Origin of the sequence: Burkholderia sp. Bp9090 (assembly GCF_003857985.1) — a bacterium.
In the GTDB taxonomy this organism is placed as follows: domain Bacteria; phylum Pseudomonadota; class Gammaproteobacteria; order Burkholderiales; family Burkholderiaceae; genus Burkholderia.
In genome coordinates, this window is record NZ_QTPV01000015.1 from 1 (window position 1) to 26,958 (window position 26,958).

A 26,958-nucleotide genomic window follows, 5' to 3' on the forward strand; every position below is an offset into this window, starting at 1 on the left:
GGGCTTACGGGTACCGCGACGACGAATACTTCTTCCTCAAGATCCGCGCCGCGTTCCCCGGTAATCCTCGATGAACCAATTTTTTTGCTAGGCGATCGGGTCAAACTCATGGTGGCTGATGGCAATGCCAATGGTCAAAATTCGGTGGCCGTGCGTCCAGCTGACGACGATCCTGACGTAGAGCAGGGCGTTCCCGATGAAGAATGGAACTATGAGTATCCGAAGGGTGTGAAGCGGGGGCTGCAGTAATGAATATGAAATGTCCGGAGCTGATGTCGGTGGGCGGGTACTCAAACGACGCATGGGCAACAAGATATTGCAGCGTGACTGATCAATGAATGTCGTACCAGAAGACGCTGTATATCTCGCTGTTCTTTGATTGTGCGAACACTACTGATACAGGTGGCGAATGAAAAAGAATCGACTGAATGGGCTGGTTCTGGTGTTGCTAGTGCTTTTCGCGGGATGTACTGGCTTGCGAGCCGATGAGTCATCCACGGTCGAGATACCGAAGAGAGTTGAACTCAACAGCGGTGATTCCCATTCGATGAATTACACGCCGTGGTACATCCATACATTCTCGATTTCTGGGCCGAGGGGAACAAGAGTCGGCGGCGGAGGCGGGAACATGCCGCCGATGGATGAGGACGGTAGCCCAGGGCAGACCGGAGGAAAATGCTGTACGCGCTACCCGAGAGAATGGCAGGGGGATTTGCGAGTGACGGTGCGATGGGTGGTCGACAAGAAGATGGATGGTAAAACGCTGGGCTATTGGTACAAAGCCGAAAATGTTCGAATTGAACCATATATCACCGATCAGACTGCAGGTGTGTGGGCGATTTTCTTGCCCGGCGACCGAGTGAAGCTCGTAGTCGGCAACCCGAATGCGCGTGATCTTGCACCCAATGCAGGACCGCCTGCGGCTAGCGATCCTTACGTGGTACAGGGCGCGCTCGATGACGAATGGAATCGTTTGTATCGAAGGGGACCGAAGAAATGAATGTGCAATGGCCGGAACCAATGCCAGAGGGTGGACGTTTGAAGAGCCGGGAGGTAGATGATGCCTGGGCAACGGGATACTGTAGCGCGGTGGATCCATTAATGTCGTGTCAGCAGACCTTGCATATCTCATTGTTTTTTGATGGTACGAATAATAACGACGATGAGGAAAATGCGAGGTGGAGGGATTCAATTACAGATCATCATACCAACGTTGCGCGACTCTATAACGCAGCGTTGTATAAACCGAAAGGTGGTGTATACAAATATTACATTCCGGGTGTGGGCACCCCCTTTGAGAAGATCGGCGAGAAGACGTATTCGCAAGACGGAAAGGCACTTGCGAAGGGGTTCAACCAGCGATGTGTCTGGGCGTACACGCGCGTTCTTAATGCAGTTTGCGACGCAATCATCAGAAATCCAGTTTGGACGCTGATTCCGGACAGTGACGCAAAACTGCTGAGCAACATCGGTTCTTTCTGCGATAAAGCGACGTTCGACCTGTACTTCGATGATCGACTGGACATACTGCGGGATGCGCATGCCAACGCCAAAACGGAAAACACGATCAAGAAGATCTGGATCAACGCGATCGGTTTTTCCCGTGGCTCGGCTTCGGCCCGGGCATTCGTGAACAAGCTCGTCAACGAATGGGCGCCGCACGGCACGCTTGGGAAGCCGAAGGGAGGTCGAGCGCTGTCCTATCAGGTCAACTTCGTGGGACTGTTTGACACGGTCGCATCCGTAGGCTTGCCGGACTCGTTTCGCACGGCGCTGAATCTGGATGTCCTCGATGGGCATTCGCATTTCGCCAACAACGGTGGCCTGGCGATTCCCGACTCGGTTCGCAGTTGCGTCCACGCGTTCTCGATCCACGAGCAGCGCATGAGTTTTCCGCTTGACTCGATTCGTCAGGGCGATAGTTACACCGGCGGTGAAGTGCGTCGAGAGATCGCATATCCAGGCGTGCATTCCGACGTGGGAGGTGGATACGGGCCGGGAGAGCAGGGCAAGGGTTGCGATGAGCGCGGAAATGGCATGGATGAACGAAAGCTCAGCCAGATTGCTCTGCATGACATGTATATCGCAGCGCTTCGGTATGGCGTGCCGATGATGAAAGCCGACGTGTTGCTCAAAAGAGCGGACCTGTCGGAGGATTTCAAACTCCACGCCGACACCATCGCAGCGTTCAACGCCTGGCTGAAGACAACCCCCCCCCCGATCAGCAGCGTGGAGGAGGCCATGTCTTTCGGCATGTCACAGATGTTGAGCTGGCGTGCGTTGCGCGCGCAGTTCGCAATGGGCTCCTATGTTACGAACCAGGGTTTCTATAAGCGTGCACGGGAGGATCGACTGACGCCACGCAAGATGATGCAGGCAGTCGAGAAGGCCAAGTCGGACGATTCGCGCCTTCGGGAGTTGAACGCCAAGCGCAATAAGGCATTGATAGAGTTGTCTCGTGCGAAAACGAGCCAACCTTACCCGGAGCATATTCCTGCGGTAGATGCTGCACAGAAAGAAGTCGATGACGTCGATCTCGAGATTCAGACCCGGATGGAGGAGATATACGCGGAGATCGCCTACGCCGACGTCGCCGCGGACAAGCGCCCGCAGTCTGGCCGCCCAGGAGAAGGGGAAGGCGATATCACGGTCAACGACAAGACGGATTTGCTTCAGGGCGCGGAGGAAATGCGTTTGTTGGTGGCGCACCTGCACTCTGAACAGCGTGCACATCTGTCGGTCGATGTATCCGACGCGACGGTTATACCGCTGAGCCACGACGTGAATACCCAGCCGAAGCCGATTCTCTCGGTGCGGCACGCACGCCCCCTCGGCGATTCGTCCGGCGCGGCTTCGTCGGACGTTGATGCGCCGCGAATGTCGTTGGTAGACGTCGGCGTGATCAAGTTTCATGCAGCGCGTACTTCGTTGATGCAAACGTACAACGTTGCCGACGACGTGCTGCCTAAGCCGGTCGCGGAAGTGGAGTCGTTTCTGAAGAAACATACGTCTGAGCAGGCGTTCAATTCGTTACCCGAAGGGGCAGTCAAACTGTTCGACGACTACGTTCACGACAGCCGGTGCTGGTTCCGCGTGCCGTATTTCCACGAATACTCGCCTGGCGGATACGGATGGCCGCGCGTGGTGTTCGTCGGCAAGAAGCGCCTGTCCTGGCTCGGCCAGGATCCGCTTGCGGTCGCACTCCACATGTTCGATCGGGTAGAGACAGCGATTGCTTGACGTGGTTTCCGCGTCGCATGCGTGACCGAAGCAAATCTATTCGAAACAGCAATATCGGCAAGATACATGCAATCCCATATCAACGAGAGACACGTTCGTCTGTTCGCGCTGATAGATGGCGCGGCAGCGCCTGAACCACTGCAAGCAGTGCGCGAGCAAGCCGGCGTGGAGTGCATGAACGTCTATGAGGGGCTGCCCGAGGCAGAGTCGGGTTTGGCGTCGCTCTTTCTCATGCCCGTGCAGGACCCGGACGCGGCCTGGGTGACCGAGCTCGATCGCATCGATCGGCATTCGCCTTGCCTGTCGCTTGCCTGGGGGCGAGTTCCGATCGATCAATTGGCGGCTCATCTTCGCGCCTTCCTGTTTGCGGACATTGGAGACGGTGTGGCAGCCATGGTGAGGTTCTTCGATCCCCGTAACACCGGTGCGGTGTTCGACGTATGGGGTGAATCTATTCGCGACATTTTCATGGGGCCGATCGATCGATGGATGTATCGCGGCCGGCATGCGGACTGGCAGCATGTCGAGAACGATACGCTGCATGGCGCAAAAATCTGCCGATCCATCCTGATCGAACTCGAACAGGGGGATATCGATTCGTTGACCGCGCATACGGAGCCGGACGAATTGCTCGCGGTGATGATCGACGCTGGTTTGGTCGATGGCGCGCTTACCTATCTCGATCGACTCGCCGACTTCATGCCGCGCTATGAACGAGCGCTGCATTGGGGGTTGACTGAACCGTCCGACAAACTCGGCTTCTGCCGGAAAACGTACCTGTACGGAATGGAGTTCGACCGGAACCCGGAAATTGCAGAAGCGCTGGGCAAGCGGAAGCGGCTTGATAAGACGTTTCATTCGGCGATGGACGGCGTGCCATCCCACGTGTGGCGTGAACTGGTCCGCAATGGTCGTGCACGCGCCTGATCCGTTGGCAATATTTTCTCGCGAGAGAGCGAACAGTATGGCACTACAAATTATCGTCGTCGGTGACGCTACATCACACGGCGGACGCGTCGTGACCGGCTCTGAAACACATCAGATCGGGGACAAGGGAATCGCGCGTCTTTTCGATTTGGTCGATTGCCCAATGACGTATCCCGACGGACGCCCGCACGGCATCAACAAGATCGTCGAAGCCCATCCGACTTTCACGATCAATGGCAGGCGAGTCGCGCTGCACGGCCACCGGTCCGAATGCGGTTGCACGCTGATCGGTAGCGGTACGGCAAGCATTGGAGACTAAGGTATGGCAAGAGTGAGCGGACCCGTGGAGTCCACCGTGTTGGATGAGGAACCGGGCAATACCCCTGAATCGGCATCGTCCACAACTGTGAAAGAGGCGGTCAAAAATTCTGCTGCGCGTCCGGCGTCGTTGCGGGAGGGGCCACCGCCAGAGCCGTTTGTCGAACGACTGGCGGCAGTGAGCCGGGCGAAAAATCCATTGCTCGAAGCATCCCGCGTCCTGCTGCGCGCACAGGCCGACATGCCGGAGAAATTTGCATCGAAGAACGCGATCGCGTCGTTACGCGCGCTTCTCGAGCAGGAGGTTCGGGTATTCGAGCGGCTATGCGAGCAAGCCAATATCCGACGCGACCACATGATTGGCGCCCGATATTGCCTGTGCACGGCGCTGGACGAAACGGTAACGCAAACCGCATGGGGCAAGGCCGGTTCGTCGGGGATTGCATGGATCAAAGAGGGGCTGGCAACCACCTTCCACGGCGACCTCGATGGAGGCGACAAGGTCTACCTGCTGATCGGTCGCTTGCTCGAAGACCCTCACGAGCACCGAGACCTGCTCGAAGTGATTTACCGGATTCTCAGTCTCGGCTTCGAAGGGCGCTACCGCGGTGCGGCCGATGGCGCGCGCAAGCACGACGCGATTCGCCAGCGGCTCTACAACGTCATCACGTCGCAACGCGAACCCGTGCCACTGACGCTGTCTCCCCACTGGCAATCCAACGCAAAGGGCAAGCGTCCGTCGTTCTACGATTTCCCGGTGTGGATTACCGCAACTGTTCTATCGGTGGTCCTGCTCGGACTGTTCGGATGGTTCAAGTACGAACTGTTCAGTCGCAGCGCGGACGTCCAGAAGCGGATTGCCGACATCGCCCGCATGACGCCGCCGCCTGCACCGCCGCCGCAACTGCACCTCAAGCAGTTGCTCAAGGATGAAATCGCTACCGGCACCGTCAGTGTCGAAGAAGACGCTCGCCGCAGCGCCGTCACGTTCCGCGGCGACGCGATGTTCCGGCCCGGTGGCGCTTCGGTTCGGGCATCGATGAATCCGCTGATTGCGAAGATCGCGGCCGAGATCGCCAAGGTGCCGGGCAAGGTCACGGTTCTCGGCTATACGGACAACGTGCCGATTCGCAGTCGCCATTTCGCGTCGAATCAGGTGCTGTCGGAAGAGCGGGCCACCCAGGTCATGCAGATGCTGCAAGCCGCCGGGGTACAGACTAACCGCCTCGAAGCCGTCGGCAAGGGCGATGCGGATCCGGTCGGCGACAACCGCACCGCGCAGGGCCGCGCGCAAAACCGCCGCGTCGAGATCGACGTCGCACGATAAGCGAGATCCGTTTCCGGAATAACACATGAAGAAGTTCCAGTTCCTGTCGTTTTTGGCCTCGCGCCAGTTCCTCGCGTTCCTCGCACTGGTTGTCGTCTCACTGGTGATCTGGTTCGTCGGTCCGTTCTTCGCATTCGGCGGGCTCAAGCCGCTCGCCGGGGCCGGCGTGCGCGTGCTGATGATCGCGTTGCTGCTCGTCGGCGTGCTGCTCTGGCTCGTGGGGTGGTCGATCAGCATCGTATGTGCCGCGTTGCTTTGCTTGCTGATCTGGTACGCGGGGCCGCTGCTTTCGCTGGGGCACATGGCGCCGCTTGAATCGGCGTCGGCCCGGCTTACCGCGATCGCACTGGTGGCGGCCGTTTTCGTCCTCGTCGGAATGTTTCGCCTTTGGCAGAAAATGCGTGAAGACGATGCGTTCATGAAAAAGATGCTGCGTCTGGATCGCAAGAAGGAGGATCCGCTCGCAGCTTCCCGTCTTCGGAAAGTCGAAGGGGGTGTGACGAGCGCGCTCGCGCGCCTGAAATCGATGCGTACCGGTGCGCGCGGTCTCGGCAAGCTGTTCCAGGGCAAGCGCTATTTGTACGAGTTGCCCTGGTACATCACACTTGGTTCGCAAGGGTCCGGCAAGACCAGCATGCTGATGAACGGTGGGCTGGCGTTTCCAGTTGCCGAGCAGATGCAGCGCGCTGCCGGGAAACCTGCTGCCGATGCTGCCGCGGTGGACTGGTGGCTGACGAACGATGCGGTGCTGATCGACACGACCGGCTACTACACGCGTCATTGCACATCGATGGTCGGGGGTGCCGACGCACTCGTCGCTGAACCGAACAAGCCGGCCGCCGATGCATCCGGCAAGGATGCCGCCAACGTGTCGACGAGCACGGAACGTTCTGCCGGTGACACGCAACAGGACGCCCCCGGGAAGTCTGAAGCGGTCGCCGCCTCGAAATTGAGCGTCGATGTCGTTCCGAATCGTCCCGACGCGCGCGACCGTCCACAGGAGATCGATCGCGCGGAATGGCTCGGGTTTCTCGGCATATTGCGCCGGAACCGGCCACGCGCGCCGATCAACGGCGCTTTGCTGACGATCGACCTTGCGACGCTGGCAAGCGCGGATGAACAGGCACGCGTCGCCGAGGCTACCGCATTGCGCGCACGGCTGGCCGAGTTGAGACAGGAACTGGGCATCCGCTTCCCCGTGTACCTGATGGTCACGAAGATGGACCGCCTCGCGGGCTTTGCCGAGTACTTCGGGGCACTCACGTCGGAGGGGCGAGCGCAGGCATGGGGTTTCACGCTTCCATACGGCAAGGAAACGGTTGCGAAGGAAGGGCTGCGTGCGCGTTGTCACCACGAGCTCACCCAACTGGCGGAGCGGCTGAAGGGTTCGATCGATACGCATCTGCAGGATGAGTACGATTTGCACAAGCGGCGAAAGCTTGCCGCAGTGCCAGAGGAGTTTTCCGCGCTGCTCGGGCCGCTGCTCGACCTGATCGACCGGGTATTCCTTGATTCTCGCTACGACGACACCCAACTCCATTCGACGTTGCGCGGCGTGTACTTCACGAGTGCCCGGCAACGGGGCAGCGAGATCGTGGCGGAGCGCCATACGGTTGTTCAACGTCTTCTGTCGACTCAGGACCACGTCCCTGTCGCACCGGCGCGTGCCGAGGGCAATCAGGGGTTCTTCCTGCACGATCTCCTGACCCGTGTCGTGTTCGCGGAGGCGCATCTCGTGAGTCCCAACCTGCGTTGGGAATATCGCTACCGGCTCTTGCGCCTGATCGGTCATGCATTGGCGCTGATGTTGTTCGTATGGCTGGCGATTGGTTTGCGCGTGAGCTTCGGCAACAACAGCGACTATCTCGACACGATTGGCAGCAAGGTGCAGGCGCTAACCGCCCGCGTCACGACGTTGTACAAGACGCCCAAATTGCAAGCCGTGCCCGACACGCTGACGGAGGCGCGCAATCTGCCTGCTTTCCCGGGGCTCGACCTGTCCGATCCGGACAGCGCGTGGCGCTACGGTCTCTACACGCCGACGGACATTGCCGCTGAAAGTCGTCACACTTATGATGCGCTCGAAGACAATCTGCTGTTGCCGCAGATCGTGCATCGCCTGGAAGAGATTATGTCCGGTGCAATTGCCAACAAGGATCCGAAGGCGGCCTACGATGCGCTTCGCGTGTACCTGATGCTGTACGACAAGGCGAAGTTCAATGCAGGAGACGTCAAGGCATGGGTGCTCGACGACTGGGCGAAGACCGACAGCGCCGCTGCTTTTGGTGGAAGGGCGTCGATGATCGACCACGTGCAGCAGCTCTTCTCCGGCGAACGTGTCGTGCAGTCTCCGCTGATCCGCAACGACACTCTGGTACAGCAGACACGTGCCTTTCTTGACGGCAGCAATGCCACCGACCGCCTTTACCAGCGCGCGAAGGTGGCCATGCTCAAGGAAGCACCGGACGAGTTCACGTTGCTGCGCGCGGTCGGCCCGCAGGCCGGCACGGTGTTCACGCGTGCGAGCGACGCACCGTTGTCGCGCGGTGTGTCGGGTCTGTTCACGTTCGACGGTTATCGGAATCTGTTCGACAAGCGGCTGCCTGAGTTCGTGCAGATCGCGCGCGACGACGACGCATGGGTGATGGGGCGCTCGTACTTGGGCGAGGCTCAAAAAAAAACGGCTGAGATTGTAAGTAATACTGCCGGCGCGGACGATGCGTTGACCGACGCCGTTCGCCGCGAATACCTGATGGAGTACGCGCAGCAGTGGGAGGCGTTTCTAAACGATATCCGGACCGTGAGCGGCACGAGTCTCGCGTTCGATCTGAAGGTGCTGCGCAGCTTTGCGGCGCCCGATTCGCCGCTCGCACGTCTTGCCCGCGCTGCGGTACGCGAGACGACGCTTACGCAGCAATCGCTTGCGTCGAACGGTTCACTGCTGCAAAAGGCCGCCGATCAACTGAACCAGAAAGCCGACAAGGTGCTTGGAATTCGAGCATCGGAGCGTGTCGAGCGGGAACTCGTCGACAATCGTTTCGCGGCGTTGCGCGAGGTCGTAACGGGAAACGCGGATGCACAGCTTGATGCGCAATCGGCCGGCACCCAGGCGGACAAGACGGCACTGGACGGCGTCGCCAGCCTGCTGAACGACTATTACACGGCGCTTACCGTCGCTGATAACGCGCTGTCGAACAACAGCATGCCGCCGGCGAGCGACACGGCGGCAAAACTCAAGATGGCCGCGGATACGATGCCTGCGCCGTTCCGCGCAATCTTGCTCAAGCTTGCCGCCGATGGGTCGCGCGAGGTCAATCAGGGGATCGGTCAACTGCTATCGCGCCAGATGCAGGCGGTGGTCGGCGACGCCTGTCGACTGACGATCGAGGGAAACTACCCGTTTTCGCCCGACAGCAAGCGCGACGTCGGTATTGAGGACTTCACGCGCGTGTTCGCACAGGGCGGTGTGATCGACGATTTCTTCGTGAAGACGCTGGCACCGTTTGTCGATACGTCCGCAAAGCCATGGCGCTATCGAACGCTGCCGGGTGCGACGGAACCCGTGCAGGGGCCGAACCTCGAACCATTCGAGCATGCGAAGGCGATTCGCGACATCTTCTTCAACGATCCAGGCCACAAGCAGATGACGTGGAAGGCCGCCATCCGAATTCCGGAGCTTGCGCCGACGGTCATGAGCCTCTCGCTCGACATAGACGGACAGACCACGCTTTACCAGCATGGTCCGGTCGCACCCTTCACGGTTACGTGGCCAGGGCCGCGGGGCGGCGTCCACGCAGAGATCACGGCCAGTCCGCGCATCCGGCCGGACACGTCCACGATCTCGACTGACGGTCCGTGGGCATTGATGCGACTGCTTCAGAAAGGCCAGGTGGTCGGCGCGGCCACGCCGGGCCGCACAAGAGTCGCGTTCAGTTTTGACAGTCGTGAGGCGGTACTCGACATCGCGAGCGTTGGCGTTGTCGCGAATCCGTTGACGAGCGACGTGTTGAAGACATTCCGGTGCCCGACCTCGATGGCGATGTTCAAATTGCCGGATAGCGGCCCCCCGCCGGGATTGCCTCGGGGCATGTTGCCGATAAGCGCCGGAAGCGTTTCCCGTTGAATCGAAGAGGGGCGATCAAGATGAGTCTCTTAACAGCCGATTCGCGAAACCATGGCGGGGTCCTGGCGTCGCCATCTGTCGCTACCAGGCTCAAGATGGTGGAGCAGTCGGTCAACCCGCTGCTCGAGGCAGCGCGCACCCTGCTGGGCGCGTTGGCCGATAGGCCCGAAATTCTCGATGCCGATTCGGTTGCGCGGCGGCGGCGGTGGCTGGAGCATGAAATCCGGCTGTTTACGCGGATTTGCGGTGAACTCGACCTCCGACCGGAGCATGTCAGAAGCGCAAGCTATTGCCTGTGCTCGGCGCTCGATGAGTCTGCGATGCAAACGCGTTGGGGAAAAGGAGAGACAACCGGTGTCGAATGGCAAGTCAACGGACTGGCTACTGCGATGGGTCACGATCGTCAGGGCGGTGACCGTATATTCCAACTGATCGATGAGTCGTTACACAGCCCGCGCGAGAACCTCGATCTGATCGAGTTGTACCAGAACATACTCGATCTTGGATTTCGCGGGCGTTACCGATTCGAGCGTGACGGCCAGAAGCGCTTGAAGGTCATTCGTGAGCGCGTGCACGACGTGGTTGTGACGGGTGGGTTGGGCATGACCCACGTAACGGAGCCGGTCAGGCAAATGCGACGGACGGTCGATCCATGGGTGCGTCCCTTGGCTATGCGCCGGTCGTCGCGCATTCGGGCTGTTGTCGGTATGGCCGCTGCGTTGCTGTTGGGCGCTGCGGGATATGCCGTGGTGGGCCATTGGGCCGGATCGAGAGAGGTGCAACGCGTGTCGCCGTTTGACTCGCTGGCTCGCAATCTGGAACAGCGGCTCCGTGACGAAATCGCAGCAGGCAATGTCGAACTGATCCGGGATCCGGCGCGCAATACCTTGACGCTTCGCTTTGGCGGCATGTTTGTGCCGGGCGGTGTGGTGGTGGCGCCTTGGGGGGCTTCCGTCGTGGCCTCGGCCGGACGGGAAATCGCGGTGATGATCGAAGGCGCGGTTGTCCGCGTCGTGGGATATGCGGACAGCGCGCCGGCCAATTCGGCACGTCAGGTCTCCAACCAGGCGCTTTCCGAAGCGCGCGCGCGACATGTTGCCCGGATTCTAGCCGCGGCTGGCGTACCGGTGCCGAGCATCAACGTGGAAGGACGCGGAGATGCCGATGCATTGGCGGACAACAGTACCGAGTCGGGAAGGGCCAGGAATCGACGCGTCGAAGTGATCGTTTCGGAATAAGGCGGGAAAACGTCGCTCCGGCGGTTTTCCCCGACGAATACCATATGCCCCTCATTCCGGCAAATCCCACTGATTCGCATCCTGCTCGATCCCGCCCGTACTAAGCCCCTCGATCTTCTCCATCCTCTGCCGCGCCAGTTCGGGAAGCCGGTTCGTCACGCCGATCACCAGCGCTTCGGCGAGCGCCAGCGCCGGCACGTTGGTCTGCAGCATCGCGAACGGGCGCCCCTGGATCCGCAGCACGATCTCGGCGAACGCGCTGATCGGCGAGCGCCATTCGTCGGTGATCAGCAGCACGCGCACGCCGAGCTGGTGCGCGGCCTGCGCGAACCGGATGCTGTCCTTCTGATAGCGGCGAAAATCGAAAATGACCAGCACGTCGCCGGGCCCCATGTCGGTCAGCGACACCGACGCGAGATTCAGGTTCGGCTCGACGTACTGCACATGCGGGCGCGCATACGCGAGCGTGAACGAAAACAGCGACGCGAGCGGCGCGGTATAACGCCCGCCGCCGCAGAACACGCGGATTTCCGGATCGGCCAGCAGCGTCACCGCTTCGTCGAACGCCGCCGCGTCGAGTCCCTCGATCGTGGTGGCAAGCGATTGCGAGAGCCGCTGGAAGATCGCCGCATGGCTGTCGCGCATCCCCGATTCCGAGTGGAACGCATCCATCCGCGCGAGCGGCGAATTCATCGCGGTATCGATCTCGTCGTGCAGCGCCTGCTGGAACGACGAGTAGTTCGGGAAGCCGATTCGCACGACGAAGCGGAACACGGTCGGGTCGCTGACTTCGGCTTGCTTCGCGAAGCTCGCGATTGGCCCGAGCCCGAGGCTCGGATAGCGCTCCAGCAGCGCGTGCGCGACCTTCTGTTCCGACGGCGTGAAGCTATCCATCTGGGATAGCAGCAACGCCCTGATGCTTGTCCCCATCGGGCACTCCGGCTTGTTTTTATCTGAATGAATGACAAACGGCAGGCATGCGTCTGCCGGCGACGCCGTGCATGTTAGCCGATCGCCGCGCCGCGGACCGTGTGAGGCCACAGATTAGAGGGGCGCATCATTCGGGCCGTCAATCGGCTGATTATGTAATGTATTAAACATTATCGTTCGGAACCTTTCCATAAATTCATCGAGAATTCAGTAATTACCCTAGGTTTTGACATGAAAATGCCGATGCTATGATCGCGGCCTCGCCGGAATGTATGGTTTATTACATGCCGGATCAGCAGCGTCGTCCGGCCTTCCGAGTCGGTTGCGCATCCCGGTATGGCCCGGTCATTCGTCTGGAGGATTTCGTCATGAGGCGGCTCGTCGTACTCACCCTGTTGTCGGCCATCAGCGCAGGCGCGCTCGCCGCTTCGGAACCCGCGGTGGAAGCGAAGAACGGCATGGTCGTGTCGTCGCAGCACTTCGCGTCGCAGATCGGCGTCGACATCCTCAAGGAAGGCGGCAACGCGGTGGACGCCGCCGTGGCGGTCGGCTACGCGCAAGCGGTGACCAATCCGTGCTGCGGCAACATCGGCGGCGGCGGCTTCATGACCCTGCACCTGGCCGACGGCCGCGACCGCTTCATCAACTTCCGCGAGACCGCGCCGGCCGCGGCGTCGGCGAACATGTATCTCGATGCGAACGGCAACGTCATTCCGGACGACAGCCTGTACGGCTATCGCGCGGTCGGCGTGCCGGGCACGGTCGCGGGTCTCGACCTCGCGCAGCGCAAGTACGGCAAGCTGACGCGCAGGCAGGTGATGGAGCCGGCGATCCGGCTCGCGCGCGACGGCTTCGTGCTGACGCGCGGCGATACGGACATCCTCGACACGACGATCGAGCGCTTCAGGAAGGACCCGGAAGCCGCGCGCATCTTCCTGCGCCCGGACGGCACGCCGCTGCAGCCGGGCGACCGCCTGGTGCAGAAGGACCTGGCACGCACGCTCGAGCGCATCGCGGAGCAGGGCCCCGACGCGTTCTATCACGGCGAGATTCCGAAGGTCGTCGAAGCCGCGGCGAAGCGCGGCGGCGGGGTGATCACGGCGGCCGATTTCGCGTCGTATCGCGCGCAGGACATGGCGCCGCTGACCTGCACGTATCGCGGCTACGAGTTCGTGTCGGCGCCGCCGCCGAGCTCGGGCGGCGTGACCATGTGCGAGACGCTGAACGTGCTCGAAGGGTATGACCTGCGCAAGTTCGGCTACCAGTCGGCGTCGGTGGTCCACTACATGACCGAGGCGATGCGCCACGCGTACGAGGATCGCAACACGCTGCTGGGCGACCCGAACTTCATCGACAATCCGGTCGCCAAGCTGACGAGCAAGCAATATGCGGCCGAGATCCGCAAGCAGATCAGCGGTGACTTGGCGACGGCATCGGTCGACGTGCAGCCGGGTATCGGCGTGCACGAGAAGCCGGAGACGACCCACTACTCGATCATCGACCGCGACGGCAACGCGGTGTCGACCACGTACACCGTCAACGGCCGCTTCGGCGCCGTGGTGATCGCGCCGGGAACGGGCTTCTTCCTGAACGACGAGATGGACGACTTCACGGTCAAGGTCGGCGCGCAGAACCTGTTCGGCCTCGTGCAGGGCACGCGCAACTCGATCGCGCCGGGCAAGCGTCCGCTGTCGTCGATGGCGCCGACGATCGTGAAGAAGGACGGCAAGGTGTTCATGGTGGTCGGCTCGCCGGGCGGCTCGCGCATCATCACGATCACGCTGCAGACCGTGCTGAACGTGATCGACTACGGGATGACGCCGCAGGATGCGGTCGGTGCGCCGCGCATCCATCATCAATGGCTGCCGGACCAGGTCTATTACGAGACCCGTGGCCTGTCGCCCGACACGCTCGCGATCCTGCGCAACATGGGCTACAAGATGGTCGAGCAGACGCCGTGGGGCGCCGCCGAGCTGATCATGGTCGGCCTGCCCGGCACCGAGGCGGTGAGCCATCAGAGTTCCGGCAACGATTCGTCGGTGTCGGGCAACGTGCGCGTCGGCTACATCTACGGCGTCAACGATCCGCGCCGCCCGGCCGGTTCGGCGATCGGCTACTGACCTGAGCTGATTTGATCTGATTGCACCAGGCTGAACGGTTGCCCCGGCGTTCGCCATCGCGCGAGCGCCGGGGCAGCGACAGCGCGTCCGTTCGCGGACGTCCGCAGTATCGGGCGGGGCGGGTGCCCGGAATGCCGGGCCCGACCGACCCGCAATGCGCGCCGTGGCACGGCACTGACGCGCGCATTTTTTTTCATTCCTGCTCCGTGCATCGAGTTCCGTTATGAACAAACGAATGTCTGCGGCAGTCTGGATCCTGCTCGCGATGGCGGCCGGCATCTTCATCGGCTACATGATCTATACGCAGTTTCCGGACAAGCAGTCCGCGACCGAGATCGCCGGCTACATCTCCCTCGTGTCCGACGTGTTCCTGCGGTTGATCAAGATGGTGATCGGCCCGCTGGTGTTCTCGACGCTCGTCGTCGGCATCGCGCACATGGGCGACGCTTCGTCGGTGGGACGCGTGTTCGTGAAGGCGTTCGGCTGGTTCGTCACCGCGTCGCTGATCTCGCTGCTGCTCGGGCTGTTGATGGCGAACCTGCTGCGCCCGGGCGAGAACCTCGGCCTGCCACTGCCGGATATCGGCGCATCCGCGCATCTCGCGACCTCCAAGTTCACGCTGAAGGATTTCGTCAGCCACATGGTGCCGAAGTCGATCGCCGAGGCGATGGCGAACAACGAGATCCTGCAGATCGTCGTGTTCTCGATGTTCTTCGGCGTCGCGCTGTCGGCGCTCGGCGAGCGCGGCAAGATCCTCGTCGCCGCGATCGACCAGCTGGCGCACGTGATGCTGAAGATCACCGGTTACGTGATGAAGCTCGCGCCGCTCGCGGTGCTGGCGGCGATGGCCGCGACCGTCGCGGTCAACGGGCTGTCGGTGTTGTTGAAGTTCGCGGTGTTCATGGGTGACTTCTACGTGAGCCTGTTCCTGCTGTGGAGCACGCTCGTGATCGCCGGCCTGCTGTTCCTCGGGCCGCGCGTATTCAAGCTGCTGGTGCTGATCAAGGAAGCGTTCATGCTGTCGTTCGCGACCGCGAGCTCCGAAGCCGCGTATCCGAAGATCCTCGACGCGCTCGACCGCTTCGGCGTGAAGCGCAAGATCTCGAGCTTCGTGATGCCGATGGGCTATTCGTTCAACCTCGACGGCTCGATGATGTACTGCACGTTCGCGTCGCTGTTCATCGCGCAGGCGTACAACATCCACCTGTCGCTCGGCACGCAGGTCACGATGCTGCTGGTCCTGATGCTGACGTCGAAGGGGATGGCCGGCGTGCCGCGCGCATCGCTCGTCGTGATCGCGGCGACACTGCACCAGTTCGACATCCCGGAAGCGGGGCTGCTGCTGATTCTCGGCGTCGACACGTTCCTCGACATGGGGCGCTCGGCCACCAATGCGGTCGGCAATTCGATCGCCAGCGCGGTGGTCGCGAAGTGGGAGGGCGAGCTGATGTCGGAGTCCGAAGCACAAGCGCATGCCGCGCATCTCGACGCGGAACTGGAACGGCAGAACCGCGATCCGGCCTATGGTGCCGGTCAGGCGACGTCCGTTTAAGCGGCACACGCCTCGTCGATGCACGCCGCCAGCACCATCGCGGCGGCGTTGCCCGGCGCCGAGCCGAGCAGTTGCGGCGCGTAGACGCTGTCGCCGCGCGCGATCGGCCGCCCCGACAGCGCGCAGACGCCGCGCTTGCGCGTCGTGAACAACCGCCACTTCTGGTAGCCGTAGTGGCCGGTGCACGCGTCGCACCACGAAATCATCACGGTGTCGGCCGTGGGCCGCTCGAGCACGCTGATCGACGGCTGGCTCGTCGCATCCCACGACGGCAGGCGATCGCGCGTGATGCTGCGCCGTCGCGGGGCGGCCCATGAAACGGACGGCATGTCGAAGCTGCCGATCGCGGCGACGGTCCTGAGCCAGGCAACTGCACTGTTGCTCATCTTTGCTTTCCTCGAAACGTTGGGCGACGCCGCGAAACGCGGCGTCACGACAGGCGGATGCGCGGTTGCACGCAGCCGTTGATCCGTTCGGCGAGCCACAGCAGCGTCGCCTTGGAGAATCCGTGCAGCGCCTGCTGGTGGCGCCGGTACAGCATCAGGTGGCTGAATTGCGCGAAACGCCCCTGGATGAAGCCGCCGCGGAAGAACCCGAATTGGCCGAGCGTGCCGAACGCGTCGTAGTCGCTGATCGACACGAGCGCGCCGAAATCGTGGAACGCGAACGGCGGCAGCGGCTTGCCCTCGAGCCAGGCGGGCAGGTGTTTCGCGAGATGTTCGGCCTGCTGGGTCGCCACCTGCGCGGTGGGCGGCAGCGGCCGTTCCTGGCCGTCGGGCTGCAGGCTCGCGCAATCGCCGATCGCGAACACGTGCTCGTCGGCCGTGGCCTGCAGCGTGGGCCCGACCAGGATCTGGTTCGCGCGGTTCGTGTCGAGCCCGCCCAGTGCCTGCATGAAATCGGGCGCCTTCACACCCGCCGCCCACACCATCAGATCCGCTCCGGCGAACGAACCGTCGCCGTAGTGGAAGCCGTTCGCATCGGCCGCCGTCACGCGCGTGGACGTCAGCACGTGAAAGCCGATCTGCTCGAGCCGCCGCTGCGCCGACGCGGAAATCCGCGGCGGAAATGCGGCGAGGATGCGCGGGCCGCTTTCGAGCAGCGTGAGCCGCAGCCGCTCGCGCACCGTCGCGTCGCCATACGCCTGCGCCACTTCCAGCAGCCGGCTCAGCTCCGCCGCCAGCTCCACGCCCGTCGCGCCCGCGCCGACGATCGCGACGCGAAACGGCTCGTCGCGCGCGATACTGCGGAACACGCGCATCCGCAGCGCTTCGTTGAAGGTTTCGGCCTGCCGCTGGCTGTCGATGAAGTAGCAGTGCTCGCGCACGCCCGGCACGCCGAAATCGTTGGCCTGGCTGCCGAGCGCGAGGATCAGCACGTCGTATTCGAGTTCGCGCGCGTCGACCACGCGTTCGCCGTCCTGCGAGCGAATCTCGCCGAGCTGCACGCGACGGCGCGCGCAATCGAGCCCCGTCAATTCGCCGGGCTGGTACGTGTAGCCGTGATCGCGCGCATGGGCGAGAAAGATCACCTGCTGTTGCTGCACGTCGCGCGTACCGGCCGCGATCGTGTGCAGCATCGGCTTCCAGACATGGGTCGGGCTGCGGTCGACCACGGTGACCTGGGCGCGCCCGGTGCGGCCGAGACGTTCGCCGAGGCGGGTTGCGAGCTGCAATCCGGCGATGCCGCCGCCGACGATCACGATGCGAGTAGGCGTTGTCATGAATAAATCATCACGTGATGAATAAGGTATGATCCTAGCGCTTCCCGGCTTCGCGTGTCAACGGAGCGGGCAGGCAACCCGGTTCCGCGGACGCGAACCGGGGCCCGGACACGGGCATTCGATTCATTCAACGGGAGCAGGTAAACGTGGCTGAAGTCACTGAGCGCGCGCCGTCGAAGCGGCGTACGCGCGGGCGGCCGCTGGCGGAGGCGTCCGTCGGACCGGACGTGATATTGCGGGCCGCGCGCCGCACGTTCGCGAAGCGCGGCTACGACGCGACGAGCGTGCGCGAGGTCGCGCGCGAGCTGGGCATCGACGCGGCGCTGATCGCCCATCATTTCGGCGCGAAGGAGACGCTGTGGCTGGCTGTCGTCGAGCAGATCGTCGACCTGGCCGAGCCGCTGTTCGACGCGTTGCGCGCGCTGCGCACGTCGTCATTGCCGCATCGCGAGCGCGTGCGGCGCGCGATCGAGCTGTGCGTCGATCACGAGTTCGCGGAGCCGGACATCGGCATGTTCTTCTCGACGGCAGCGACCGAGGAGGGCGGGCGGCTCGACTGCCTGCAGCAGCGGATCGTGCGCCCGTATCACGACGCGATGTTTCCGCTGCTGGCCGACGCGGTCGAGGCCGGCGAGATCCGCCCGGTCGATCCGAACGTGCTGTTCTTCATGATCGCGAGCGCGGTCGGCACGACGGTGTCGTACAGCCACATGATGCTGGAGTTCACGTCGCTGCCCACGCGGCAGGAGGCGTTCCGGCAGGCCGTGCTCGACGTCGCGCTCGGCATCCTGAGCGTCTGAGCGCCGCGCGCGACGCGAAGCCGGCTGGCGCGCCGGCGCGATTGACCTTACGCCGGGCAGGGCCCGGACTGCCATTGCTGCCAACCGGCAACGTCTGGGCAGACTGGCGCCCTCACGGGCACGGCGATCGCGGTGAGCGGCGGGGCGGGCGGGTCGGGTGACGCGGGACGCCGGCGCGGCATCGTGCATCGCGCCGGCCGCCGCGCATGCGTCAGTCGAGATCGGGCGGCGTATCACCGAGCCAGCGCCGTGCGCCCGGCCCGTTGCGGCCCGCGCGGTCCTCGGGATTGGTCAGCTTGCAGCGCTTCAGCGACAGGCAGCCGCAACCGATGCATTCGTCGAGATTGATGTAGAGCCGCTGCAGTTCCTCGATCCGGTTCGCGACGCGCTGTTTCCAGCCGCGCGACAGCCGCTGCCAGTCCTTGTTGGTCGGCGCGGTGTCTTCCGGCAGGCTCACGAGCTGTTCGGCGATCTCGTCGAGCGAATAGCCGATCTTCTGCGCGAACACGATGAACGCGATCAGCCGCAGCACCGCGCGCGAATAGTGGCGATGGCTCGAGCCGTTGCGGTGCGACTTGATGAGCCCGCGCGTCTCGTAGAACCGCAGCGTCGATGCCGGCACGCCGCTGCGCGCGGCCACTTCGCGGATCGACATCAGCGGCCATTGCGGGATTTCGTCGATACCCATGACGCCCTCCGGGAAAGCTTGACTTGAAGTTAACTTCAACTTTTATGCTACGCGGCAGTTTAACCCGTCGCGAGGCATCATGCTCTCCTTATCCCTACGCAGGACCTCGCCTTTGGGCGCGGCCTGCGCACTGCTGCTGGCGTTGTCGGGCTGTCACGACGGCAAAGGCGAAACGGCGGCCCAGCCGCTTCCCGAAGTCGGCGTGACGACCGTCGCGCCGCGCACGATCCGCCTCGCGGACGAATTCAACGGACGCGTCGAAGCAGTCGACGCGGTCGAGCTGCGGCCGCGCGTGAGCGGCTATCTGCAGCGCATCGCGTACAAGGAGGGCGACCTCGTCGCACAGGGCGCGGTGCTGTTCGAGATCGATCCGCGTCCGTACCGGATCGCGCTCGACCGCGCGAACGCACAGCAGCAGCGGGCGCGCGCGGCCGCGAGCCTCGCCGATGTGCAGCTCAAGCGCGTGCGGACACTGATCGATGCGCATGCAACTTCCCAGGAGGAACTCGACAACGCGCGCGCGACCGCCGAGCAGGCGCGCGCCGACCTGCGGGCGGCCGACGCGGCCGTCGCCGACGCGAAGCTCAATCTCGGTTTCACCGAGGTGCGTGCGCCGATCGCGGGGCGCGTCGGCCGGGCGATCGCGACCGCCGGCAACCTCGCGCGCGCCGACGACACGCTGCTCACGACCGTCGTGTCGCAAGACCCCGTCTACGTGTATTTCGACTGCGACGAGCAGAGCTACCTGCGCTACAACGCGCGGCGCGCCGACCCGAAGCATCGCGCGATCGGCGCCGATCCGGTGCGCGTGGGGCTCGCGAACGAGACGGGTTTCCCGCATGCGGGCACCGTCGATTTCCTCGACAACCGGCTCGATCCGCAAACCGGCACGATCCGTGCACGCGTGCGGCTGCCGAATGCGGACCACACGTTCACGCCGGGCCTCTATGCGCGCGTCCAGCTCGTCAGCGGTCGCGACCAGGATGCGCTGCTCGTCGACGACAAGGCGGTGCTCACCGACCAGGACCGCAAGTACGTGTACGTGATCGGCGCCGGCGACAAGGCGCTGCGTCGCGACGTCACGATCGGCCGTGCGCTGGACGGCGAGCGGATCGTCGAGAAGGGGCTGGAGCCGGGCGATCGCGTGGTCGTCGACGGCGTGCAGCGGATCTACTATCCGGGTGCGCAGGTGAAGCCGAAGGTGCTGCCTGCACGCGCGGATGCGGACACCGCCACCGGCCCGGGCAGCGGCACGCAGGCCGCAGCGGTGGCCGTGGCCGACGCCGGCGCGCCGGCCGCGCGGTAACGGGAGGCCCGCAATGGATTTCTCCCGCTTCTTCATCGACCGGCCGATTTTCGCGGTCGTGCTGTCGATCGTCATCTTCGCGATCGGCCTGATCTCGATCCCGATGCTGCCGGCCGGCGAATATCCGGAAGTCGTGCCGCCGAGCGTCGTCGTGCGCGCGACGTACCCGGGCGCGAACCCGAAGGAAATCGCCGAATCGGTCGCCGAACCGCTGGAAGAGGCGATCAACGGCGTCGAAGGCATCATGTACATGAAGTCGGTCGCAGGTTCGGACGGCAGCCTGCAGGTCGTCGTCACGTTCCTGCAGGGCGTCGACCCCGACACGGCCGCCGTGCGCGTTCAGAACCGCGTGAGCCAGGCGTTGTCGCGCCTGCCGGACGAGGTGCGCCAGTACGGCGTGACCACGCAGAAGCAGTCGCCGACGCCGCTGATGTACGTGAGTCTCTATTCGCCGGACAACAGCCGCGATTCGCTGTATCTGCGCAACTACCTGACGCTGCACGTGAAGGACGAGCTGTCGCGCCTGACCGGCATCGGCGACGTCGGCGTGTACGGCTCCGGCGACTACGCGATGCGGCTCTGGCTCGACCCGAACCGGCTGGCGTCGCGCGGGCTGACCGCGAGCGACGTGATCGCCGCGGTGCGCGAGCAGAACGTGCAGGTGTCGGCCGGCCAGCTCGGCGCGGAGCCGACGCCGAAGAAAAACGACTTCCTCGTGTCGATCAACGTGCGCGGCCGGCTGCGCACCGCGCAGGAATTCGGCGACATCGTGCTGCGCAACGGCGACGACGGCCAGGTCGTGAAGCTGTCCGACGTCGCGCGCATCGAGCTCGGCGCGGGCGACTATACGCTGCGCTCGTACTTCAACGACAAGCATTCGTCCGTGGTCGGCATTTTCCTGTCGCCTGGCGCGAACGCGCTCGACGTCGCGAAGGCGGTGTATGCGAAGCTCGACGAACTGTCGAAACGTTTCCCGCCGGGCGTCGCCTATCGTCCCGTGTGGGACCCGACCGTGTTCGTGCGCGAATCGATCCGCGCGGTGCAGCACACGCTGATCGAGGCCGTCGTGCTGGTCGTGCTCGTCGTGATCCTGTTCCTGCAGACCTGGCGCGCGTCGATCATTCCGCTCGTCGCGGTGCCCGTGTCGGTGGTCGGCACGTTCGCGTGGCTCTACCTGCTCGGCTATTCGATCAACACGCTGACGCTGTTCGGGCTCGTGCTCGCGATCGGGATCGTCGTCGACGATGCGATCGTGGTGGTCGAGAACGTCGAGCGCAACATCGCACAGGGTTTGAGCCCGCGCGACGCCGCGCACCAGGCGATGCGCGAGGTGTCGGGGCCGATCGTCGCGATCGCGCTCGTGCTGTGCGCGGTGTTCGTGCCGATGGCGTTCATGTCGGGTGTGACGGGCCAGTTCTACAGGCAGTTCGCGGTGACGATCGCGATCTCGACGGTGATCTCCGCGGTGAACTCGCTGACGCTGTCGCCCGCGCTCGCCGCGAAACTGCTGCGTCCGCACGGCGCGCCGAAGGATGCGTTGACCCGCGTGCTCGACCGCGCATTCGGCTGGCTGTTTCAACCGTTCAACCGCTTCTTCGAGCGCAGCTCCGATCGCTATCACGGCGTGGTCGCGCGTACGCTGAAGCGGCGCGGCGCAGTGTTCGCGGTCTATGCGACCTTGCTCGCCGCGACCGCGCTGCTGTTCAACGCGGTGCCGGGCGGCTTCATCCCCGTGCAGGACAAGCTGTACCTGTTCGCCGGCGCGAAGCTGCCGGAGGGCGCGTCGCTCGCCCGCACCAGCGCGGTCACCGAGCAGATGACGAAGATCGCGCTCGGCACCGACGGCGTCGAGATGGTGCCGGCGTTTGCCGGGCTGAACGCGCTGCAAGGCGTGAACACGCCGAACATCACGAACTCGTACGTGATCCTGAAGCCGTTCGACCAGCGTCACCGCAGCGCCGCGCAGATCAACGCGGACCTGAACGCACGCTTCGCGGCGATCGGCGGCGGCGTCACCTATGCGCTGATGCCGCCGCCGATCCAGGGCCTCGGCAACGGTTCGGGCTACTCGCTTTACCTCGAGGATCGCGGCGGGCTCGGCTACGGTGAATTGCAGAAGGCACTGACGGCGTTTCAGGCCGCGGTCGCGAAGACGCCGGGGATGAGTTATCCCGTCAGCTCGTACCAGGCGAACATCCCGCAGCTGGAAGTGAAGGTCGACCGGCTGAAGGCGAAGGCGCAAGGCGTCGCGCTCACCGACCTGTTCAACACGCTACAGGTCTATCTCGGCTCGATGTACGTAAACGACTTCAACGCGTTCGGCCGCGTGTACCGCGTGATGGCGCAGGCCGATGCCGGTCACCGGCAGACGGCCGCGGACATCGCGAACCTGCGCACGCGCAACGCGAAAGGCGAGATGGTGCCGATCGGTTCGATGGTGACGGTCGCGCCCGCGTATGGGCCGGACCCGGTCGTCCGCTACAACGGCTATCCGGCCGCGGACCTGATCGGCGACGCCGATCCGAAGGCGATGTCGTCGTCGCAGGCGATCGCGAAGCTGCAGCAGATCGCGAAGGACGTGCTGCCGCCGGGCATCACGCTCGAATGGACCGATCTCAGTTACCAGCAGGTCACGCAGAGCAACGCGGCGATCGTCGTGTTCCCGCTCGCGGTGATGCTCGTGTTCCTGGTGCTCGCGTCGCTGTACGAGAGCTGGACGCTGCCGCTTGCGGTGATCCTGATCGTGCCGGTGTGCATGTGCGCGGCGCTGTTCGGCGTGTGGCTGTCCGGCGGCGACAACAACGTGTTCGTGCAGGTCGGTCTCGTCGTGCTGATGGGGCTCGCGTGCAAGAACGCGATCCTGATCGTCGAGTTCGCACGCGAACTCGAAATCCAGGGCAAGGGTGCGATCGCAGCGGCGCTCGAGGCATGCAGGCTGCGGCTGCGCCCGATCGTGATGACGTCGGTCGCGTTCATCGCGGGCTCGGTGCCGCTCCTGATCGGCGGCGGCGCGGGCAGCGAAGTGCGCGCCGCCACCGGCGTCACCGTATTCGCGGGGATGCTCGGCGTCACGTTGTTCGGGCTGTTCCTGACGCCCGTGTTCTACGTGGCGATCCGCAAGCTCGCGCGCGGCACGCCGGCCGTGTGGAGCGAACAGCACGGCACCCTCGAAGGAGAAAACCGATGAGCGCCGCATTCCGTCTTTCCGCGCTCGCGCTGTCGATGACGCTCGCCGCGTGCGCGGTCGGCCCCGATTTCAAGCGGCCCGCTACGGCGAGCGCCGCGCGCTTCGCGCGCGACGCGCATCCGGCCACGCCCGATGCGTCGTCGCCAGACGCGTCGGCCGCTGCCGATGCCGCGTTCTGGCGCGGCTTCGGCGACCCGGCGCTCACGCAGCTGATCGATGCGGCGCTCGCCGCGAACCAGGACCTGCAGGTCGCCGTATCGCGCTACGACGCATCGAACGCGCTGCTGTCGCAGGCCGCGTTCGACCGCTATCCGACGATTACCGCGAGCGGCCGGATCGGCCATCAGCTGACGAGCAGGGACCAGGCGTTCGGCGCGCCGCGCAGCCAGCGCGATACGCCGATCTCCAGTGTCGGGATCAATGCGGCGTGGGAACTCGACCTGTTCGGCGGCGTGCGCCGCTCGATCGAGTCGCAGCGGGCGGAAACGGCTGCGAGTGCGGCCGACGTGCGCGCGGTGCGTGTCGCGATCGCGGGCGAGGTCGCGAGCACGTACGTGGATCTGCGCGGCTCGCAGGAGCGGCTGCGGATCGCACGCGAGAACGCCGACAACCAGAAGCAGACGCTCGCGCTGATCAATGCGCGCGTCGGTGCGGGACGTGGCTCCGAGCTCGATGCGGCGCGGGCGCGCGCGCAGTACGAATCGACGACGTCGCGGATCGCCGTGTACGAAGCGGCGATCGGCGTCGACGAGCATCGGCTCGCGGTGTTGACCGGGCAGACGCCGGATGCGCTGATCGGCCGGTTCGACATCCCGAGCGCTGCCGCATCGAAAGGCGTGCCGGTACCGTTGCCGGCGCTTGCAGCCGACATCGATCCCGGCACGCCGGGCGACCTGCTGCGCCGCCGCCCCGATGTCGCTGCCGCCGAAGCACGACTGCACGCGGCGACCGCGCGCGTCGGCGTCGCGACAGCCGACCTGTTTCCGCGCTTCACGCTGTCGGGGCTGCTCGGCAGCGCGACGAGCAGCTACGGATTCTTCCGTGCGGGCAGCGATACGAACCTGATCGCGCTCGGCATCGACTGGTCGTTCCTCGATGTCGGCCGCGTGCGCGCGCGGATCGCGGCGAGCGACGCGGACGCGGCCGGCCAGCTCGCGCAGTACCGGCAGACCGTGCTCGGCGCGCTGGAGGAAACGGAGAACGCGCTGCTGCGTGTCGCCCGCACGCGGGAGGAGACCGCGCACCTCGTGCGCGCGGCGGACGACAGCGCTCGCGCGGCACAGCTTGCACAGACGCGCTTCTCGGCCGGTGCGATCGACTACTACGAAGTGCTCGACGCGCAACGGACGCTGCTGCAGGCGCAGGACGCGGCGGCCGACGGGCGGATGCGCAGCGCGGCATCGACGGTCGCGCTGTACAAGGCGCTCGCGGGCGGCTGGCCGTCGGAAACGGCGCAGCGGGCACCCGGTCCGCTCGCGCGATCGGGGGAGTAGGGCGAGGGCGCGGGTCGCGCGGCGGGCAGGGACGTCGGGTTCGCCCGCCGGGCGATCGACTTCGCATCGCCGGGTAGGCGCCTGCGTCCCCGTTGCCGGCCCGCAACGGCGTCGCACGGACTGACGACGGTCGATGCCGCGCCGGTCTCGTTGATCGGCATGGCACTCCGTGCGCCTGCCTTGCAGCGATGCCGGCCGTTCGGCGGGGCCGGATCGCCGGCCGGCTCGCGCGCCGGCGGCGGCCCGGCGCATCGGTCGGCGCACCTTGCATCGCCCGGGCCGCCCGCGCGGCGCGCCAACCGGTCGATTCCCCGTCGCGAAACATTGTTCTGCCTCGTCGTAAACGTCTCGAATGCGTGATATTTGCGCTGCCCGATCCGGTTTAGAGTGGCCGCAAATCGATGACGATGTGTCGTATGGCCGCAGTCGCGGGCCGTACCGACGCGCCAGAGGAGCTGGAGACAAATGACTGAAGGCAGGATTACCCAAGTCGAATCGTTCGGTTTCGAGCGTATTCCCGACGTATCGCGCTATGCGCGTCCGATCGATCTGTTCCGGTTGCTGTTCGGCGGCTGCAACACGTTTTCCACGTCGGTGCTCGGCAGCTTTCCCGTGCTGGTCGGGCTGTCGTTCAAGGCCGGCATGTGCGCGATCGTGCTGGGCGTGCTCGCCGGCACCTGCATCCTCGCGCCGATGAGCCTGTTCGGCCCGCGCAACGGCACGAGCGACCCCGTGTCGTCCGGCGCGCATTTCGGCATTCACGGCCGGATCGTCGGGTCGTTCCTCGCGCTGCTCACGTCGATCGCGTTCTTCTCGCTCGCGGTGTGGAGCTCGGGCGATGCGCTCGTCGGCGGCGCGCACGACATGGTCGGCGTGCCGGTCAACGGCTTCACACTCGGCGCCGCGTACATGGTGTTCGCGGTGCTCGTGCTGATCGTCTGCATCTACGGCTTTCGCTTCATGCTGTGGGTCAACAAGATCGCCGTGTGGGCGGCGAGCCTGCTGTTCGTCGCCGGCCTGTTCGCGTTCGCGGGGATGTTCGACCTGAACTACGCGGGCACGCTGAACCAGGGCAGCGCAGGCTTCTGGGCCGCGTTCGTCGGCGCCGTGCTGGTCGCATTGAGCAATCCGGTGTCGTTCGCGTCGACGCTCGGCGACTGGGCGCGCTACATTCCGCAGCAGACGCCGAAGCGGCGCGTGATGGCCGCCGTGTTCGCCGCGCAGATCGCGACCTTCGTGCCGTTCTTCTTCGGGCTCGCGACCGCGACCATCATCGCGTCGAAGGCGCCCGCGTTCATCGCGTCGAACGACTACGTCGGCGGGCTGCTCGCCGTGTCGCCGCGCTGGTTCCTGCTGCCGATGTGCCTGATCGCGATCATCGGCGGGATGTCGACCGGCACGACCGCGCTGTACGGCACGGGCCTCGACGTGTCGAGCATGTTCCCGCGCTTCCTGAACCGTGTGCGCGCGACGCTGCTGATCGGCACGATCGCGATCGCGTTCATCTTCGTCGGCCGCTTCTGGTTCAACCTCGTCGAAAGCGTCGCGACGTTCTCGACGCTGATCGACACGTTCAGCTGCCCGTGGATGGCGATCATGGTGATCGGCTACGTGACGCGCCGCGGTTTCTATCTCGCGGACGACCTGCAGGTGTTCAACCGCGGGCTGCGCGGCGGCCACTACTGGTTCACGCACGGCTGGAACCTGCGCGCGATGGGTGCGTGGCTGCCGGCGGCCTTCATCGGACTGTCGTTCGTGAACCTGCCGGGCCAGTTCGTCGGGCCGCTCGGCAACCTCGCGGGTGGGCTCGATCTCAGCGTGCCGGTGTCGCTGGCGGTCGGCGGGCTGCTGTATTTCGTGCTGCTGACGGTGTATCCGGAAGCGGAAGGCGTGTACGGCGCGCGCGGACGTTTCCTCGTGCGCGGCGGCAGGCAGTCGGCGCGCGGTGTCGGCGCCCCGGCGATTCAGCCGAAGGGGTATTGAGCG

Annotated in this window: 18 protein-coding genes and 1 pseudogene; 15 read left to right on the forward strand and 4 right to left on the reverse strand. The window is 64.4% G+C overall.

Annotation, left to right across the window (positions count from 1 at the left end; genetic code table 11):
* The 8 genes and pseudogenes from DIE16_RS36895 to icmH all read left to right on the forward strand — a co-directional run.
* Positions 1–249 (forward strand): annotated as a pseudogene (locus DIE16_RS36895) (hypothetical protein); the annotation flags it as partial.
* 160 nt (positions 250–409) lie between these two features.
* Complete coding sequence (locus DIE16_RS16030; protein ID WP_124892720.1) at positions 410–1,000, forward strand: DUF3304 domain-containing protein; 591 nt, start codon at positions 410–412, stop codon at positions 998–1,000.
* Positions 964–3,240, forward strand: coding sequence for a DUF2235 domain-containing protein (locus tag DIE16_RS16035; protein WP_260434399.1), 2,277 nt, complete (start codon positions 964–966; stop codon positions 3,238–3,240). Before DIE16_RS16030 ends, DIE16_RS16035 begins: the two co-directional genes overlap by 37 nt.
* Positions 3,241–3,306: 66 nt before the next feature.
* Entirely contained in the window at positions 3,307–4,167 is an 861-nt protein-coding gene (locus tag DIE16_RS16040; protein ID WP_124892721.1) for a DUF4123 domain-containing protein, read from the forward strand.
* A 37-nt stretch (positions 4,168–4,204) separates the two neighbouring features.
* Positions 4,205–4,486, forward strand: a complete 282-nt coding sequence (locus tag DIE16_RS16045; protein WP_124892723.1) for a PAAR domain-containing protein — start codon at positions 4,205–4,207, stop codon at positions 4,484–4,486.
* A gap of 3 nt (positions 4,487–4,489) precedes the next feature.
* The gene (gene tssL, locus DIE16_RS16050) at positions 4,490–5,812 is read left to right on the forward strand and encodes a type VI secretion system protein TssL, long form (RefSeq protein ID WP_185735475.1); all 1,323 of its coding nucleotides are present in this window, start codon (positions 4,490–4,492) and stop codon (positions 5,810–5,812) included.
* A gap of 25 nt (positions 5,813–5,837) precedes the next feature.
* Positions 5,838–9,935, forward strand: a complete 4,098-nt coding sequence (gene tssM, locus DIE16_RS16055) for a type VI secretion system membrane subunit TssM (RefSeq protein ID WP_124892725.1) — start codon at positions 5,838–5,840, stop codon at positions 9,933–9,935.
* Between the two features lie 20 nt (positions 9,936–9,955).
* Positions 9,956–11,173, forward strand: a complete 1,218-nt coding sequence (gene icmH, locus DIE16_RS16060) for a type IVB secretion system protein IcmH/DotU (RefSeq protein ID WP_124892727.1) — start codon at positions 9,956–9,958, stop codon at positions 11,171–11,173.
* A gap of 51 nt (positions 11,174–11,224) precedes the next feature.
* On the opposite strand, the gene DIE16_RS16065 is transcribed toward icmH, so the two are convergent.
* The gene (locus DIE16_RS16065; protein ID WP_124892729.1) at positions 11,225–12,103 is read right to left on the reverse strand and encodes a MurR/RpiR family transcriptional regulator; all 879 of its coding nucleotides are present in this window, start codon (positions 12,101–12,103) and stop codon (positions 11,225–11,227) included.
* Between the two features lie 368 nt (positions 12,104–12,471).
* On the opposite strand from DIE16_RS16065, the gene ggt reads away from it, so the two are divergent.
* Together ggt and DIE16_RS16075 are read left to right on the forward strand one after the other, a co-directional pair.
* Entirely contained in the window at positions 12,472–14,223 is a 1,752-nt protein-coding gene (gene ggt, locus DIE16_RS16070) for a gamma-glutamyltransferase (RefSeq protein ID WP_124892731.1), read from the forward strand.
* Between the two features lie 223 nt (positions 14,224–14,446).
* Positions 14,447–15,775, forward strand: coding sequence for a dicarboxylate/amino acid:cation symporter (locus DIE16_RS16075; RefSeq protein WP_044846692.1), 1,329 nt, complete (start codon positions 14,447–14,449; stop codon positions 15,773–15,775).
* Here the strand turns inward: DIE16_RS16075 and DIE16_RS16080 are convergent.
* Positions 15,772–16,161, reverse strand: coding sequence for a DUF3331 domain-containing protein (locus DIE16_RS16080; RefSeq protein WP_044846693.1), 390 nt, complete (start codon positions 16,159–16,161; stop codon positions 15,772–15,774). The two genes, DIE16_RS16075 and DIE16_RS16080, sit on opposite strands and share 4 nt — an antisense overlap.
* A 44-nt stretch (positions 16,162–16,205) precedes the next feature.
* Positions 16,206–17,498 carry an NAD(P)/FAD-dependent oxidoreductase gene (locus DIE16_RS16085; RefSeq protein WP_124892733.1) on the reverse strand — a complete coding sequence of 431 codons (1,293 nt, stop codon included), beginning with the start codon at positions 17,496–17,498 and terminating at the stop codon, positions 16,206–16,208.
* A gap of 146 nt (positions 17,499–17,644) precedes the next feature.
* Here DIE16_RS16085 and DIE16_RS16090 point away from each other — a divergent pair, with 146 nt between their 5' ends.
* Entirely contained in the window at positions 17,645–18,298 is a 654-nt protein-coding gene (locus DIE16_RS16090; RefSeq protein WP_124892734.1) for a TetR/AcrR family transcriptional regulator, read from the forward strand.
* Positions 18,299–18,509: 211 nt separating this feature from the next.
* Here the strand turns inward: DIE16_RS16090 and soxR are convergent, their stop codons facing one another.
* Complete coding sequence (gene soxR, locus DIE16_RS16095) at positions 18,510–18,986, reverse strand: redox-sensitive transcriptional activator SoxR (protein ID WP_044846696.1); 477 nt, start codon at positions 18,984–18,986, stop codon at positions 18,510–18,512.
* Positions 18,987–19,065: 79 nt separating this feature from the next.
* Between soxR and DIE16_RS16100 the strand changes: the two genes are divergently transcribed.
* From DIE16_RS16100 to DIE16_RS16115, 4 genes are all read left to right on the forward strand, one after another.
* A complete protein-coding gene (locus DIE16_RS16100; protein WP_124892736.1) occupies positions 19,066–20,292 on the forward strand; it encodes an efflux RND transporter periplasmic adaptor subunit in 1,227 nt (408 codons plus the stop codon).
* 13 nt (positions 20,293–20,305) lie between these two features.
* The gene (locus DIE16_RS16105; RefSeq protein WP_124892738.1) at positions 20,306–23,479 is read left to right on the forward strand and encodes an efflux RND transporter permease subunit; all 3,174 of its coding nucleotides are present in this window, start codon (positions 20,306–20,308) and stop codon (positions 23,477–23,479) included.
* Positions 23,476–24,972: an efflux transporter outer membrane subunit gene (locus DIE16_RS16110; protein ID WP_124892740.1), complete on the forward strand. Its 1,497-nt coding sequence runs from the start codon at positions 23,476–23,478 to the stop codon at positions 24,970–24,972. The genes DIE16_RS16105 and DIE16_RS16110 overlap by 4 nt, the downstream gene beginning before the upstream one ends.
* A gap of 465 nt (positions 24,973–25,437) precedes the next feature.
* The gene (locus tag DIE16_RS16115; RefSeq protein ID WP_124892742.1) at positions 25,438–26,955 is read left to right on the forward strand and encodes a cytosine permease; all 1,518 of its coding nucleotides are present in this window, start codon (positions 25,438–25,440) and stop codon (positions 26,953–26,955) included.
* The last annotated feature ends 3 nt before the right edge of the window (positions 26,956–26,958 follow it).

Coding starts and splice junctions, on each gene's coding strand:
- DIE16_RS16085 (WP_124892733.1), bottom strand. CDS start 17,498: ATGACAACGCCTACTCGCATCGTGATCGTCGGCGGCGGCATCGCCGGA.
- DIE16_RS16045 (WP_124892723.1), top strand. CDS start 4,205: ATGGCACTACAAATTATCGTCGTCGGTGACGCTACATCACACGGCGGA.
- tssL (WP_185735475.1), top strand. CDS start 4,490: ATGGCAAGAGTGAGCGGACCCGTGGAGTCCACCGTGTTGGATGAGGAA.
- DIE16_RS16110 (WP_124892740.1), top strand. CDS start 23,476: ATGAGCGCCGCATTCCGTCTTTCCGCGCTCGCGCTGTCGATGACGCTC.
- DIE16_RS16075 (WP_044846692.1), top strand. CDS start 14,447: ATGAACAAACGAATGTCTGCGGCAGTCTGGATCCTGCTCGCGATGGCG.
- ggt (WP_124892731.1), top strand. CDS start 12,472: ATGAGGCGGCTCGTCGTACTCACCCTGTTGTCGGCCATCAGCGCAGGC.
- DIE16_RS16105 (WP_124892738.1), top strand. CDS start 20,306: ATGGATTTCTCCCGCTTCTTCATCGACCGGCCGATTTTCGCGGTCGTG.
- DIE16_RS16040 (WP_124892721.1), top strand. CDS start 3,307: ATGCAATCCCATATCAACGAGAGACACGTTCGTCTGTTCGCGCTGATA.
- DIE16_RS16035 (WP_260434399.1), top strand. CDS start 964: ATGGAATCGTTTGTATCGAAGGGGACCGAAGAAATGAATGTGCAATGG.
- DIE16_RS16100 (WP_124892736.1), top strand. CDS start 19,066: ATGCTCTCCTTATCCCTACGCAGGACCTCGCCTTTGGGCGCGGCCTGC.
- soxR (WP_044846696.1), bottom strand. CDS start 18,986: ATGGGTATCGACGAAATCCCGCAATGGCCGCTGATGTCGATCCGCGAA.
- DIE16_RS16115 (WP_124892742.1), top strand. CDS start 25,438: ATGACTGAAGGCAGGATTACCCAAGTCGAATCGTTCGGTTTCGAGCGT.
- icmH (WP_124892727.1), top strand. CDS start 9,956: ATGAGTCTCTTAACAGCCGATTCGCGAAACCATGGCGGGGTCCTGGCG.
- DIE16_RS16065 (WP_124892729.1), bottom strand. CDS start 12,103: ATGGGGACAAGCATCAGGGCGTTGCTGCTATCCCAGATGGATAGCTTC.
- tssM (WP_124892725.1), top strand. CDS start 5,838: ATGAAGAAGTTCCAGTTCCTGTCGTTTTTGGCCTCGCGCCAGTTCCTC.
- DIE16_RS16080 (WP_044846693.1), bottom strand. CDS start 16,161: ATGAGCAACAGTGCAGTTGCCTGGCTCAGGACCGTCGCCGCGATCGGC.
- DIE16_RS16030 (WP_124892720.1), top strand. CDS start 410: ATGAAAAAGAATCGACTGAATGGGCTGGTTCTGGTGTTGCTAGTGCTT.